Here is a 12,031-nt window from a genome sequence, read left to right as displayed (position 1 = left end):
GCGCGGACCGGTCACCTTCCCGGGGGCTCACCCGGGCACGAGTCGGCGGCCGGGCCGGCACGCCCCACGGGCGCAGGCTCGACCGACTCGGCCACGTCGACCACGTCGACCGGTGAGACCGGTTCGACCGGCTCAGCCGGTTCGACCGGTTCGACCACTTCGACCGGCTCAGCCGGTTCGACCGGTGAGACCAGTTGGACCGGTTCGACCAGTTCGACCACTTCGACCGGCTCGACCGGTTCGGCCACTTCGACCGGTTCGACCGGTTCTGTCGGTTCGGCGGGTTCTATCGGTGCGACTGGTTCTGTCGGTGCGACCGGTTCTGTCGGCTCGACTGGTTCTGTCGGTTCGGCCGGTTCCGCGAGTTCCGTCAGTTCGGTGGCCTCGGCGGGTTCGACTGGTTCAGTCGGCTCCGCTGGTTCAGAGGACTCGGAGGACGCGGCGCGGGAGGAACCGGCCGCGCGGTCTGGCCTCGCTCGTCCCGTTCAGTCCGCGCATCCCGGTCAGGCCGCGCAGCCCGGTCGTTCGGCCGGGCGGGCCCTGACCCGGCGGGAGCTGCGTGAGCAGGCGGCCGCCGCGGCCGCGGCTGCAGGTGCCGCGACTGCCGATGCCGATGCGTCCCCGGCGGCCTCGAGTGGGGCCGGCTCCCCGTCCGCGGCGCACGCGGGCGCGGAGCGGCCGAGCTACTCGAGCGTGCAGGCCCTGCGCACCGGCCCGTTCGGCGCCACCCCGCCGCCGGGCCTGGTGCCCGCGCAGCCATCCCGGCCGGACCCCGAGCCCGCGCCGACCCCGAGCCCGACCCCGACCCCGAGCCAGTCCTCGGCCCCGGCCCCGAGTCCGGCCGAGGAGGAGCAGGAGAGCACGCAGACCTTCACGCCGCAGTGGGCGTCGGTGTCCGCGCCGACCCCGGACGAGAGCAGGCCGCCGCGCCGCGTCAGTTATCGGGACGTGCCGCCGCCGGACGCCGCCGCGCGGCTGGCCGAGGCGGCCCCGGAACGCACGCTGCGTCGTCCGGTGGTTCGGCCCGCGACGGGCGCGATCGCACTCGGCGAGGACCCGACGGGTGCGACCCGCGCCGTGCCGGGCACCCCGCGCAGGTCCGTCTACACCGCTTCCGTGCCCGCCCTGAGCGGTGAAGAGGACGTTCCCGTCGCCGAGAGCGCCTCGCCCGTGCACTGGCACAGCACCGCGACGGGGGCGGTCGTGACCGACGACGTGACCCCGACCGGGGCCCCGGTTCCCGAGCCGGGCAGCGCGCACGAGCCGGCCGAGGAGCCGTCCGGGAGCAGCGCCGAGCCGCGCTCGATCGACGAGGTCGTGGCGGGGGAGGACGACACCGGCGAGCAGTTCCCGGTCCGGCCCGAGTGGGCGGCCGTCGGTTCGGTCGGATCGATCGGCTCGGCCGCCACGGCCACGCTCGCCGCCATCGGCCACGAGCCGGGCCCGACCCCCGCGACGGCGGAGGAGGCTACGGCGGGCGCGGAGGCGTCGTCCATAGGCGATGAGGACGAGGACGACGAGGGGTCGCCGAGGTGGCTCGTCGTGTTGCAATGGCTGGTGATCCTGGCGGTGGCCGTCGTGCTCGGAATGCTCGTGTGGTACGTGGCCACGGGCGGGCTCTCCGGTGAGAGCGGCGCCGCGGGGCCGATCGAGATGTGGAGAATGACATGACCGAGAAGGAGAACCGTGCCCGCAGATGAACGAGCCCGTGAGCTGGCGGTCCGTGCCGCCCAGGCAGCGGCGGCGAAGAAGGGCGAGGGCATCGTGGCCCTCGACGTGGCGGACAGGCTGGTGCTGACCGACGTGTTCGTGATCGTCGGCGCCGAGAGCGAACGGCAGGTGCGCGCGGTGGTCGACGCGGTCGACGAGGAGATGCACCTCGCCGGGGCGCGGGCCGTGCGCAAGGAGGGCACGAACGAGGCCCGCTGGGTGCTCATGGACTACGGTGACATCATCGTGCACGTGCAGCACGCCGAGGACCGGGAGTTCTACGCCCTCGAGCGGCTCTGGAAGGACTGCCCCGTGGTGGAGCTGCCCGACCTGTCCGGGATCGCGGCGGCCGCCGACGATCCGGTGGGACAGCGCGAGGAGGCGTGAGCGCCGGCACGGTCATCCTGTGGCGGCACGGACAGACCGACTACAACGCCGAGGGGCGGCTCCAGGGGCAGATCGACATCCCCCTGAACGACGTGGGCCGGGCCCAGGCGGCCGTGGCGGCGGAGCAGCTGGCGCTGCTCGAGCCGGCGGCGATCGTCTCCTCGGACCTGTCGCGGGCCGTCGAGACCGGCCGGGCCCTCGGGGAGCTGACCGGGCTCGACGTGACCACGGACGAGCGGCTGCGCGAGCGCTCGTTCGGGATCTGGGAGGGCCGCACGCACACCGAGATGCGGGCCGAGTGGCCCGACGCGTTCGCGCAGTGGCGCCGGGGTGCCCACCCCGAGGGCATCGACGCCGAGTCGCGCGAGGAGCTCGGGGAGCGACTCGTGGCGGCGGTCGGTGAGATCGCCGGACGATATGAGAGGTCGGACACAGTCGTGCTCGTGGCCCACGGCGCCGCGATCGCCACCGGGATCACCGCGCTGCTCGGGCAGAACCCCGAGGGATGGCGCGGAATCGCGGGTCTGGGCAACTGTCACTGGTCCACGCTGCAGCCCTACGGCGGGCAGCCGGCGTGGCGGCTCACGGGCCACAACGTCGGGGTGCCGGTTCGGGATTTCACATCGGCGGGCAGGATCGTCTAGAGTAGAGCCTGCCCGCGAGGGCAACCCGCACGGGGCTATGGCGCAGTTGGTAGCGCGCTTCCATGGCATGGAAGAGGTCAGGGGTTCGAATCCCCTTAGCTCCACAAAACACCTGGTCAGAGGTCGTTTCCCGAAGGGGAAGGCGGCCTCTGATCGTCTCTTGGCGCGGAGACCCGACGTCGCCGTGAGCGTAGCGCATCAACAGCATGTCGTAGCGATCCGTGTGTGTTCGTGTCCGCCTCGTGCGTCTTCACGATCGGCGGTTTCACGCGGGGGTCGACCCGGCAGTACGAGCGGGTGCGCCCGGTGTTCCCCGGTGAGTGGCCAGCTATGTCAGTGCTCATCGGCATACTGTCCGACATGGTTCGGAAGATGACGCCCGCGCAGATCAAAGCCACGGTGAACAAGGCACAGCGCCAGCAGAAGCAGGCGGTCGACAAGTACAACCGTGATGCCCGGCGACACAGCGCGGCCGTCAAGAAGGCGGTGAACGACTACAACCGCGAGGTGCGCACGTACAACGCCAAGGCTCGCGCGCACAACGCGGAGGTTAGGAACCAGCGCCGTCGTCTCGATCAGGAGATCCGCCGACTCAACTCGCGGCCGGCGGCGCGGACCTTCGTCACCTACCGGTCGTCGGTCGAGACACTCGCGAACACGTACACCGAGACAGAGGAGAGCCTGGCCGGGCGGGCCGTCAGCCCTGCCGGGCGGGACCTCCTCGACCGCGGCAGCGAGGAGGCCGCCAATAGCGCCTATCTGCTCAACGCCATGGACGGTGACGGCGCGACCGAGGACGACCCGACCGAGCAGGAGCTGCGCGGGCCGAGCATGCAGGAAGAACTCGCTGCGTTCGGACAGGACCTCGTCGACCGATGGACGGGTGCCCTGTTCTCACTCAGTCCCAGCAGCCCCGACGCCGCACGTCACTTCTGCACCAGTGCCCGTGAGGTGCTGATTTCGATGATCGACGGCGCAGCCCCGGACGCCCACGTTGCCGAAGCTCACCCGGACTGCGCTCGGACCGACAAGGGTGTGCCGACGCGGCGGGCCAAGGTCGGCTTCCTCTTGCGGCGCAAGGGCATCGACGAGAGCCCCATCGAGGATCTCGTCGAGGAGGACATGAACAACGTCCTAGGGCTCTTCCGCGAGTTCAATAACGGCACCCACGGGCACGCCGGGCGGTTCACGATCACTCAGCTGAACGCTCTGCGTATTCGCGTCGAGTCGGCGATCAGATTCATCCACACGCTCTGTGTGGTCTGAACCTCGGCTGCGAGACCAGGCCGGGGCGCCGCTGCGCTGACGCGCGTGTCCGAGGAGTGCTCGCTCTCATCGGACACGAGCCGAGAGTGCGCGATTCTGGAGCAGCGACCGATGTAATATCTCTGATAGATGGCATGAGATTGGGGAGGACCAGATGAGCATGGCCGAGTCGTTGGTCGCAGTCGCGACACCTCTGCCGACCCGCACCGCCATGCCAGAGCTGAGCAGTGACTCCAAGTCCATCGCAATGCTCGACGACGACACGCCCCAGCCGCGTCACGACGCCCCGGTTTCGCTGACCTCCTACCGACGGACTATCACCATGAGTAACTCTGATATAGAACGTCTCTCGGTGAAGTCGCGGCACCGTGTGAAGACCTACGGAGAGGTCTTCACGCCGCGCTCGATGGTCGACCAGATGCTCAATCTCGTCAGCGACGATCTCGAACGTGGTGAGGGCTTCGTAGACAAGACGTTCCTGGAACCGGCAGCCGGGGACGGAAACTTTCTCGTCGCGATCCTGCAACGCAAGCTCGCCGCCATCGAGGAACGGTTCGACTCGTCAGTCTGGTCGCGTGAGTCCCTGTTCGCTCTCGCCTCGATTTATGCGATCGAACTGCTAGAGGACAACCACCGTGACGCGCAGGTTGCTCTCGTGAACGAGTTCGTGACGTTCCACGAGTCGCACGGCACGCGCTGCAGCCCTCGCGCTGACTTCTACCGTGCTGCTGTCTTCATCGTTGAGATGAATATCGTCCGCGGCGACACGCTCACCGGTCGGACCCTGAGGGGCCAGGAGATCGAGTTTTCGTGGTGGATCCGGCAGATCGATGATCCATCGATGGTCAAGCGGGAGCCTTTCACATTCAATTCGTTGCGCGAGGCCGATGCTTTCGACTTCGCGGTCTACGACCGCTTCGAGCCGTGCCCGGTCCACCACGTCCATAAGAATGCGAGCGCAGATGCTTAGCCCAAAGATCAGTACATTCCGGGAGATCACGCCGCAGATCTACTCGTGGAGCACGACCGACCTGCCCAAGTACGACGGCTGGGAGAAGATCGGCTACACGGAGCAGGCCGGCGGCGCACAGGCGCGCATCGCTCAGCAGGCTTCGCAGCTGTCGATCAGCAAGACGATCGAGTGGGTCTTCAAAGCGACGTACATGACGCCCGATGGTGGGCGTTTCACCGACCACGACCTCCATGCCTACCTCAAGCAGCAGGGCATCCAGCGCGACGGCGTCCCGGCGACCGACGACCGGCCCAAACGGACCGAGTGGCACCGTTTCGACGGCGCTCCGAAGAGCTCGCGTGAGTACTTCCTCGACTTCGCTTCAGGCAATATCGAGATCGACAGTTCCGGTGTTGTGGAGCAGGACTACGAGCTCCGCCCGGAGCAGCAGGCGGCCGTCACCCAGGCGCTAGAGGCGTTCGGTAACGGCAAGGTCGAGGTGCTGTGGAACGCTAAGCCGCGTTTCGGCAAGACGCTCACGACCTACGACCTCATGTGCAAGCTCCACGCGCGCCGGGTGCTCATCGTGACCAACCGTCCGGCGATCGCGAACTCGTGGCTCGACGATTTCCTGCGCTTCATCGGCCACCAGACGACCTACCGCTTCGTCTCCGAGTCCCCGTCACTGAACGGCCGCCCTACGATGACCAGGCAGCAGTGGGCATCGTACGTTTCACACACAAGCGACGAAGATCCGCGCATCGTCGAGTTCCTCTCGTTGCAGGACCTCAAGGGGTCGGTGTACTTCGGAGGCGGCTACGAGAAGCTCGGCCACATCGCGAAGTACGATTGGGACCTCCTTGTCATCGACGAGGCACACGAGGGTATCGACACGACGAAGACCGATGTCGCCTTCGACCAGATCACTCGCGAGCGGACACTGCACCTGTCGGGTACGCCGTTCAAGGCCCTAGCCTCGGGCAGATTCGACCAGGACCAGATCTTCAACTGGACTTACGAGGACGAGCAGACTGCGCGCACCGAGTGGAACGACCCGAGCCAGGAGAACCCCTACGAGGCACTCCCCACGCTGAACCTGCTTAGCTACCAGGTCTCCCGGATGATCAGCGACCGTCTTGCCGAAGGGGTGGCGATCGCCGAGGACGAGGCGAACATCGACTACGCCTTCGATCTCGGTGAGTTCTTCCGTACGAAGGACAACGGGTTCTTCGAGCACGAGGCTGACGTGCAGGCGTTCCTCGACCGGCTGTCCGTGAACGAGAAGTACCCGCTCTCGACCCCGGAGCTGCGCGACGAGATCCGGCACTCGTTCTGGCTGCTCGACCGTGTGGCCTCGACGAAGGCACTGCAACGCATGCTGAACAAGCACCCGGTGTTCAAGGAGTACACCGTCGTCCTGGCCGCCGGCGACGGGCGTGGCGCGGACGACGACAGCGACCTCGTGGCCTCGAAGGCGTCCCTGACTAAGGTTCGCGAGGCCATCGCCGAGGCCGAAAAGATTGGTGGCAGGACGATCACACTCTCCGTCGGTCAGCTCACCACTGGTGTGACGGTGCCCGAGTGGACAGCGGTCGTCATGCTCTCGAATGTGACCTCGCCGGCGCTGTACATGCAGGCGGCGTTCCGGGCGCAGAACCCATGCACCTTTGAACGCGGCGACAGGGTCTTTCAGAAGAAGAACGCCTACATCTTCGACTTCGCTCCCGAGCGCACGCTCACCATCTTAGATGAGTTCGCGAACAACCTTCACCCGAACCCCTCGGGGGAGCCGGCCCAGCGGCAGCAGAACATCCGGACGCTGCTGAACTTCTTCCCCGTGATCGGCGAGGACGCCGAGGGGCGGATGGTCGAGCTCGACGCCTCGCAGGTTCTCACCTTCCCGAAGGTGTTCAAGGCTCGCGAGGTCGTGCGCCGCGGGTTCCTGTCAAACCTGCTGTTCGCCAACGTCGCCGGGATCTTCCGCCACTCCGAACACGTCAAGAGGATCCTCGACAAGCTCCCGACCGCTGAGCAGGGAAGGGTCAAGAAGAAGGAGCTTGACCTTCCTGAGCCTATGCCGAACGTGGACCGCGATGGCAACGCCGAGGTCGACCTTGAGACCGTCATCAACCCGAAAGTCGCCGAGCTGGGCGCTCCCGTGTGGAGCGTCGAGCACATCCCGCCGACCGACCCGCAGGCCTCCGTCGCGGAGGTGGCACAGAAGCTCGCGAAGCTCGCGACTGAGAAGACGCGCGACACTCGGGACAAACTGCAGGCCGAGTACGGCCTGACCAAAAAGCAGGTCGAGCGCGATGAGCGGGCCACCGAAGCGGAGGTTGTGCGCAGGTACGAGCGCGTGCGTGTCGAGCACGAGATCGCCTCGAAGCACCTCTCTGACGAGGTTGCCGAGGCTGCCACCGAGGTCGACGCCGCAGCGATCGCCGCGAAGAGGGCTGAGCAGGAGAAGGCCTTCCACGAGAGTGTCGCCAAGCTTCTCACGGAGACGACCGAGTCGATCACCGAGACGATCGTCGTGCGAGAGGAGAAGAAGAAGGAGCAGAAGCGCGCCGATCAGACCATGGATGACGCACGTTCTCACCTGCGCGGCTTCGCTCGAACTATCCCGATGTTCCTCATGGCCTATGGCGACCGGGACACTCGCTTGTCGAACTTCGACGACTACACCCCCGACGACGTGTTCGAGGAGATCACCGGCATCAGCGAGGCGGAGTTCCGCATGTTGCGCGATGGTCAGGAGATCACTGAGGAGGATGGCACGGTCACCACGATCCCCGGGCTCTTCGACGAGTCGGTCTTCGACCAGTCGATACAGGAGTTCCTCGACAAGAAGGAAGCCCTCGCCGACTACTTCGACGATGCGCAGACGGAGAACATCTTCGCGTACATCCCGGCGCAGAAGACCTCGATGGTCTTCACGCCGCATCGGGTCGTCAAGCAGATGGTCGACATCCTCGAGGGCGAGAACCCCGGGATATTCACGGACCCCGAGAAGACGTTTGCCGACCTCTTCTCCACCGCCGGTCTGTTCCTCATGGAGCTCGTGCGCCGTCTGGACACCGGCCTCGCCGACCGGATCCCCGACCAGGAGGAGCGGCTCAAGCACATCCTCACCTCGCAGCTGTTCGAGATGAGCCACAACGAGATCCTCCACGAGATCACCCTCGAGGCGGTCTCCGGCGGGGTGCCCGAGCGCAAGCGGTGGCTCAAGGAGTCCGGTCACTTCAGTGTCGGCAACCTCGCGAAGATGACCAGCGCGCAGCGGACCCAGACGATCGACGACATGCTGACGGAAGGCAACTGACCATGGGTAAGAAGTTCGATGTTGTGATCGGTAACCCTCCCTACCAGGAGGAGGCGCAGGGTGACGGTACTCGCGACACGCCCGTCTACCACCAGTTCATGGACGCGGCATACGAGGTCGCTAGCAAGGCCGTGCTCATCACGCCGGCACGCTTCCTCTTCAACGCCGGGTTCACTCCGAAGGCGTGGAACGAGAAGATGCTCGCAGACCGGCACCTGAACGTCCCGCACTACGTGCCCAACAGCAACGACCTCTTCCCGGGTACTGACATCAAGGGCGGGATCGCAATCACCTACTGGGACGAAGAACGTAACGACGAGCCGATCGACACGTTCACCAGTTATCCGGAGCTTAACGAGATCCTCCACAAGGTCAACGCCACTCACGACGAATCGATCGCTCCGACAGTTTCGAGTGGCCGCGCTTACGCTTACACGGGACTCATGCACAAGGAGAACCCGCAGGCGTCCGCCCTCATGTCAACGGATGCTCAGTTCCGCGTGAGTACTAATGCCTTCGACCAGCTACCGTTCCTTTACTTGGCGACTATGCCCGGCGACGGCCGCGAGTATGGTCAGGTCCTTGGTCTCGTCAAGAACAAGCGGTTCTCCCGTTGGATTCGTCGTGACTACGTCCGCGGCCCCAAGAGTTTCGACAAGTTTAAGGTGGCGCTGCCCGCGGCCAATGGGTCCGGCGTCCTGGGGGAGTCTCTGTCCTCGCCTGATGTGATCGGACCCGAGGTCGCCGTCACCCAGACCTTCATCACGATCGGGGCGTTCGATGACGAGGCTCACGCTCAGGCGTGCCTCAAGTACGTGAAGACGAAGTTCGCTCGTGCCATGCTCGGCATCCTGAAGATCACGCAGCACAATCCGGCGAAGGTGTGGAAGCACGTTCCGCTCCAGGACTTCACGCAAGCATCCGACATCGACTGGAGCAGGTCGATTCCAGAGATTGATCAGCAGCTCTACGCGAAGTACGGGCTCGGCGATGACGAGATCGAGTTCATCGAGTCGCACGTCAAGCCGATGAGCTGATTGTCTTGTTGCCGTCAGGAGTGGACACGATGGTGCCAGAATCAGAGAACTCGGGCTTCGACGGAATTATCCGTGATGCCAGCAAGCGGCACGGCTGGTCTCAAGCCGAGCTCGCTGAGAATTCGGGCTTGTCCCGGCCCACGATCGCTCGCATCGAAGCGGGTAACGACGTCACGACGGCGACAGTAGCGAAGGTTGCGCAGGTACTCGGCCTGAAGCTTGAGTTGAAGCGAACCGGGGCACAAGCCGCGGCCAGTGAGGAGTCAGTTGATGGCGACGGGCTATGAGCGGTACAGTAAGCACGCAGTCTGGGAGACCCTCAGGCTTAAGCGAGAGTCGCTGAACGCGGCCAGGTTCGACGACGCGGCGTCGGAGCAGACCCGGCTCGATATCGTCGAATGGCTCGACGAGGCGCTGAAGACGAAGGTAGCCCGCCAGCCTGCCCTGTATCTGGGCGCATTGGATGAGCTCAGCAACGCTCTGAATCAGCTGCCCGTCGACACTGCGCAGTTCAAGCAGTTCGTCACCAACCGTCAGCACGGAGGTCAGCCGTACCAGCTGCTCGAGCAGGCCCTGAGGGCACTGCCGCTGCCTCCTCCGAGGGACCTGAAGGCCGCGTACGTCGACCTGCTCGACCAGGAGGTCCAGGCCCGCACCGAGCGCCTCGGCCAACTCGCGGAGCGGGTTAGGGAGACCGAGAAATCCCTCCAGGAACGGCAAGGTGAGCTCGACGCCGTCGGGACCGAGGTCGAGCGGCTCCGAGGCGAGATCAAGACCCAGCGAGAAGCGATCAAGCAGGTGAGCGAGTCGGCCGACGCTGACATGCGTGCGGCATGGCAGGAGAAGCTCGAGGTCTGGCGCCAGGAACGCAAGATCACCGACGAGCAGCACGACGCCAAGGCAGTGGAGAGCATCGGTACGCTCGCCGCTGTCACGAAAGCGGGCGAAGCTCTCGCCGAGCACGCCGCAGGTGATCTCAGTGCAGCAGATTGGTACGGACGGGCGAAACGCGAGCGACGTGCCGCTCAGTGGATTCGGGCGGGTGCTCTGGCAGCGTTCGTCTTCGCCGGGGCCGTCGGATACTTCATCGTCAGCGAGGCCATCGCCAACAATTTCGACATCTCGGTCGGTGGTGGCATCCTGCGAGCCTCCGTGGCCGTCGTGATCGGTGCGTTCGGCGCACTCTTGCTCCGTGAGTCCGGCCGTCATTTCCGTGAGGCGGATACAGCAGAGGACGTCGCGTTGTCTCTCAAGGCACTGGCGCCGTTCTACGCAAACTCTGACGATGACGTCCGGCTCAGCGCACGAGTGCATGTCGGTGACGCGGTGCTCGTCAGGAACGTTCTATCTCGGTTCTCGCACCGTGACGCCGCCAAGCACGCCGGTGACGTGGACTCTGCCCAACTGCCGGACCTCGTGAAGGACGCCACGAAGGCGCTCGGCAAGTCCGAGGAGACCAAGGCCCCATGACCCCGACCCTCGGTCCTATACTCCTCAGCGCTGGCATCGACCCGGCTGATTCTCAGGCGATTCGCCACGCTTTCGTGCGTGACCACGAAGACAGCGGACTTCCTGGCATCCACGGCGACTCGACCGACGACGAGATCCTCGAGTACACGAGCCGGCAGTCGGCGAGGCCGCGGATCTTCCGGCGGATCCGCCCAAGTTATGGGTGGTGTTCGTCCGCGAGGGTGGTGACTGGGCCCGTCTCTGGTCGGTGGTGGAGAATCGCGGCGAGCTCTCGAACGTCGGCGCTGTGCGCACATTCGACCTGGTCGTTGCCGATCACTTGGTCGACCTGCGGAATCGGCTCGTCATCGGCTGGCGGCCGCTCGCATCTGGCGTCTCAACGGTCCGACGGTGGCCGACTAATCGGTCGTGGCGATCGCAGACGCGCAGCCTGCACACCGACCAGAGGACGGGCAGACAAGACGTTGACGGCGCTGACCAGGCTCGTATGAAGTCATGCTCGCCTCTAGCCGGCCTGCATCGGACAGCGCCACCGCCGCCGGTGTCTTGCGTCTGAGTTAATGCGGAAGTCCCGGAGATTTATACCCAGCGGGAAGTGGGCGTGTTGGACTCATCTGGAGGATGGTCATGTCGTCTACTGCTCGTGTGAAAGATGGACGGAAGCCTCGGCGTGTGTTGCCGCCGAGCGAGAAGTGGGAGTTGTTCACGGCGGTGCTGGCCGGCACGTTCACCCAGGCGCAGGCTGCCGCGAAGTGGCGGATCGATCGGTCGACGGTGACCACGATCTGCCGGACGGCGAAGGAGGGGGCGCTTGCGGCGTTGTCGGCGAAGCCGGGACGGCCGGGCAAGACGCCCGAGCGGGTCGCCTTGGAGGAGGCCAACGCCGAGTTGGAGACGCTGCGTGCCACGATCACCGCCCAGGCGGTAGAACTGCACTTGTACCGGGGAAAATCGAGTTGGGACTGACCGCCGGCCCGGTCCCTGCGCGGGTGGACGCCTCCACCAAGGCCGGCATCTGTGATCTGGTCGATCACGCTCTGGCCGGCGGGTTCTCGGCCAGAGCGGCGTGCCGGATCCTCGATATCGAGGACTCGCGGGTGGCGCGCTGGCAGGCCCGCCGGGCCGCCGGCGCCTCGTTGGACGATGCTCTCCCGGGCGGGAGCCCGTTGCATGGGCTCCTGGACTGGGAACGGGCCGCGATCGGTGACTTGTACTGTGCCTGGGGCGAGGTCGACCGCTCGCA

11 protein-coding genes and 1 tRNA gene are annotated in these 12,031 nt (G+C 65.8%); 11 read left to right on the top strand and 1 reads right to left on the bottom strand.

Going from position 1 to position 12,031, the window contains the following annotated elements:
- Positions 1-11 precede the first annotated feature (11 nt).
- On the bottom strand, positions 12-374 hold the full coding sequence (locus GCG21_RS17210) for a hypothetical protein (protein ID WP_227993361.1): 363 nt from the start codon (positions 372-374) through the stop codon (positions 12-14).
- A gap of 1,312 nt (positions 375-1,686) precedes the next feature.
- Here GCG21_RS17210 and rsfS point away from each other — a divergent pair.
- The 11 genes from rsfS to GCG21_RS16635 all read left to right on the top strand — a co-directional run.
- The gene (rsfS, locus tag GCG21_RS05550; protein WP_370517313.1) at positions 1,687-2,097 is read left to right on the top strand and encodes a ribosome silencing factor; all 411 of its coding nucleotides are present in this window, start codon (positions 1,687-1,689) and stop codon (positions 2,095-2,097) included.
- On the top strand, positions 2,094-2,741 hold the full coding sequence (locus GCG21_RS05545) for a histidine phosphatase family protein (protein WP_370517312.1): 648 nt from the start codon (positions 2,094-2,096) through the stop codon (positions 2,739-2,741). The genes rsfS and GCG21_RS05545 overlap by 4 nt, the downstream gene beginning before the upstream one ends.
- A gap of 31 nt (positions 2,742-2,772) precedes the next feature.
- Positions 2,773-2,845: transfer RNA gene (locus GCG21_RS05540), tRNA-Ala, on the top strand.
- A 268-nt stretch (positions 2,846-3,113) separates the two neighbouring features.
- Positions 3,114-4,007 carry a hypothetical protein gene (locus GCG21_RS05535; protein ID WP_152818290.1) on the top strand — a complete coding sequence of 298 codons (894 nt, stop codon included), beginning with the start codon at positions 3,114-3,116 and terminating at the stop codon, positions 4,005-4,007.
- Between the two features lie 154 nt (positions 4,008-4,161).
- Positions 4,162-4,977, top strand: a complete 816-nt coding sequence (locus tag GCG21_RS05530; RefSeq protein ID WP_152818289.1) for a methylase — start codon at positions 4,162-4,164, stop codon at positions 4,975-4,977.
- Positions 4,895-8,281, top strand: coding sequence for a DEAD/DEAH box helicase (locus GCG21_RS05525; protein ID WP_227993356.1), 3,387 nt, complete (start codon positions 4,895-4,897; stop codon positions 8,279-8,281). Before GCG21_RS05530 ends, GCG21_RS05525 begins: the two co-directional genes overlap by 83 nt.
- 2 nt (positions 8,282-8,283) lie before the next feature.
- Entirely contained in the window at positions 8,284-9,318 is a 1,035-nt protein-coding gene (locus GCG21_RS05520; RefSeq protein WP_152818287.1) for an Eco57I restriction-modification methylase domain-containing protein, read from the top strand.
- 29 nt (positions 9,319-9,347) lie between these two features.
- Positions 9,348-9,605 carry a helix-turn-helix transcriptional regulator gene (locus GCG21_RS05515; protein WP_152818286.1) on the top strand — a complete coding sequence of 86 codons (258 nt, stop codon included), beginning with the start codon at positions 9,348-9,350 and terminating at the stop codon, positions 9,603-9,605.
- Positions 9,589-10,788 carry a hypothetical protein gene (locus tag GCG21_RS05510; RefSeq protein WP_152818285.1) on the top strand — a complete coding sequence of 400 codons (1,200 nt, stop codon included), beginning with the start codon at positions 9,589-9,591 and terminating at the stop codon, positions 10,786-10,788. Before GCG21_RS05515 ends, GCG21_RS05510 begins: the two co-directional genes overlap by 17 nt.
- Before the next feature lie 672 nt (positions 10,789-11,460).
- Positions 11,461-11,754 carry a helix-turn-helix domain-containing protein gene (locus GCG21_RS05505; protein WP_370517311.1) on the top strand — a complete coding sequence of 98 codons (294 nt, stop codon included), beginning with the start codon at positions 11,461-11,463 and terminating at the stop codon, positions 11,752-11,754.
- Between the two features lie 23 nt (positions 11,755-11,777).
- Positions 11,778-12,031 (top strand): hypothetical protein (locus GCG21_RS16635; RefSeq protein ID WP_227993313.1); only part of this gene is annotated, 254 nt, incomplete at its 3' end.

The organism is Pseudactinotalea sp. HY160 (genome assembly GCF_009372055.1).
Classification (GTDB): Bacteria; Actinomycetota; Actinomycetes; order Actinomycetales; family Beutenbergiaceae; genus HY158.
The sequence above is the reverse complement of the archived record's forward strand: the minus strand, read 5'-3'. Positions and strand labels throughout refer to the sequence as shown.

What these genes read in the sequence shown, in the direction of transcription:
- GCG21_RS05530 (WP_152818289.1), top strand. Translation starts at nt 4,162, where the DNA reads ATGAGCATGGCCGAGTCGTTGGTCGCAGTCGCGACACCTCTGCCGACC.
- GCG21_RS05515 (WP_152818286.1), top strand. Translation starts at nt 9,348, where the DNA reads ATGGTGCCAGAATCAGAGAACTCGGGCTTCGACGGAATTATCCGTGAT.
- GCG21_RS05520 (WP_152818287.1), top strand. Translation starts at nt 8,284, where the DNA reads ATGGGTAAGAAGTTCGATGTTGTGATCGGTAACCCTCCCTACCAGGAG.
- GCG21_RS05535 (WP_152818290.1), top strand. Translation starts at nt 3,114, where the DNA reads ATGACGCCCGCGCAGATCAAAGCCACGGTGAACAAGGCACAGCGCCAG.
- GCG21_RS05525 (WP_227993356.1), top strand. Translation starts at nt 4,895, where the DNA reads ATGCTTTCGACTTCGCGGTCTACGACCGCTTCGAGCCGTGCCCGGTCC.
- GCG21_RS05510 (WP_152818285.1), top strand. Translation starts at nt 9,589, where the DNA reads ATGGCGACGGGCTATGAGCGGTACAGTAAGCACGCAGTCTGGGAGACC.